Source organism: Pseudonocardia pini, assembly GCF_013870575.1.
In the GTDB taxonomy this organism is placed as follows: Bacteria; Actinomycetota; Actinomycetes; order Mycobacteriales; family Pseudonocardiaceae; genus Pseudonocardia; species Pseudonocardia pini.
The window spans coordinates 1-1,966 of sequence record NZ_JACBXB010000911.1; the positions used below are offsets into that span (position 1 = coordinate 1).

The window sequence follows — 1,966 nt, forward strand, 5'->3', positions numbered from 1 at the left end:
CGTCACCGCGTCGTCCGGGCCGAGCAGGTCGCCGACGCCCTGGTCCACCGCAGCGACGACGAGGTCTCCCACATCGTCGACGGGCTGCGCGGGCTGCTCGCCGACCTCCACCGGTCGACGCTCCCCACCCGGTCCCGCACCGCCGTCGGCTGACGCCCGCACGCCACCTGAGAGTCGAGGAAGAGAAGTGTCCAGCCCCACCACCGCCGAGCCGCCCGCAGGGGCCCCACCGGCCGCCCCGCTGAACGCCCAGGACAGCGGCATCATGACGCAGCGCCAGGTCGTCCAGGCGCTGACCGGCATGTTGCTCGCGATGTTCACGGCGTTCCTGTCGGCGACCATCGTGTCCAACGCCCTGCCGGTCATCATCACCGACCTGCACGGCTCGCAGAGCCAGTACACCTGGGTCGTCACCGCGACCCTGCTGGCGTCGACGGCGAGCACCCCGATCTGGGGCAAGCTCTCCGACCTGTTCTCCAAGAAGCTGCTGGTCCAGATCGCGATCGTGCTCTACATCGGCGGCTCGATCCTCGCAGGCTTCTCGCAGTCGGTGGACACGCTGATCGTGTGGCGTGCGGTGCAGGGCCTGGGGCTCGGTGCCCTGCAGTCGCTGGTGATCATCGTCATGGCGGCGATGATCAGCCCGCGCGAGCGCGGCCGTTACACCGGCCCGATCGCCGCGGTCATGTCCCTGGCCACGGTCGCCGGGCCGCTGATCGGCGGCGTGATCGTGGACAGCTCGCTCGGCTGGCGCTGGTGCTTCTGGGTCGGGGCCCCGGTCGCCGTCGTCGCGCTCGTCGTGGTGCAGCGCACGCTGAACCTGCCGGTCGTCAAGCGCAAGGTGAAGATCGACTACCTGGGCGCGGCCCTGATCGCGGGCGGCGTCTGCGACCTGCTGATCTGGGTGACGCTGGCGGGCAACGACTTCGCGTGGAACTCCGGCACCTCCTGGCTGCTGCTGGGGATCGGCGTCGTCCTGCTCGCCCTGGCGGTGTTCGTCGAGTCCCGTGCGGCCGAGCCGATCGTGCCGCTCTACCTGTTCAAGGACCGCACCACCACGCTCGCCACGGTCGCGAGCGTCGCGGTCGGCGTCGCGATGTTCGGCGGCGCGGTGTTCCTCGGCCAGTACTTCCAGATCGCGCGCGGCTACTCACCGACCGCCTCCGGGCTGCTGACCCTGCCGATGATCATCGGCTCGACGCTGTCCGCCACCTTCTCCGGCGTCCTGATCTCGCGGCTCGGGAGGTGGAAGGTCTTCCTGGTCGTCGGCTCGGTGTTGATGGTCGTCGGGTTCGGGCTGCTCGGCACCATCGACCACACCACGAGCATGGTGCTGGTCGGGGTGTTCCTCGCCGTGCTCGGCATCGGCATGGGCATGACCATGCAGAACCTCGTGCTCGCCGTGCAGAACACGGTGAAGGCGTCCGACCTCGGCGCGGCGTCGTCGACCGTCACGTTCTTCCGGTCGCTGGGCGGCACGGTCGGCGTCTCGGTGCTGGGCGCGGTCCTCGCCTCCCGGGTGACCACGCTGACCACCCGGGGCCTGTCCGACGCCGGCGTCGCGGTCCCGCCGGGCGGCACCGGCGAGGTGAGCATCAGCTCGCTCAACGACCTGCCACCCGCGCTCGGCGACATCGTCCGCGCCGCGTACGGCGACGGCACGGCCACGATCTTCCTGGTCGCGGGTGCGCTCGCGGTGATCTCGGTGCTGGCCATCGTGTTCGTCAAGGAGGTGCCGCTGCGCACGCTGAGCGGCATCCAGCAGCAGCAGGCGGACGCGAACGGGTCCGACCGGACGGTCGAGGCGGCCGAGACGGCCACCGCGGTGGACCACGTCGGCGAGCCCGCCTGGGAGCGCGGCAGGCACACCCTGACCGCGCCGGACACGGCCGCCGAGGCCGACCCCGACGGCGTCGGGCCCGCGGTCTACGGGTTCGTGACGGCCACCGGCGGCTCGGGAGTGAGC

Annotated in this window: 1 protein-coding gene; it reads left to right on the plus strand. The window is 71.3% G+C overall.

All coding sequences use genetic code 11. The annotated features are described in order from the left end of the window. Positions 1-265 precede the first annotated feature (265 nt). Positions 266-1,966 (plus strand): MDR family MFS transporter (locus H5J29_RS30690; RefSeq protein ID WP_181784440.1); only part of this gene is annotated, 1,701 nt, incomplete at its 3' end.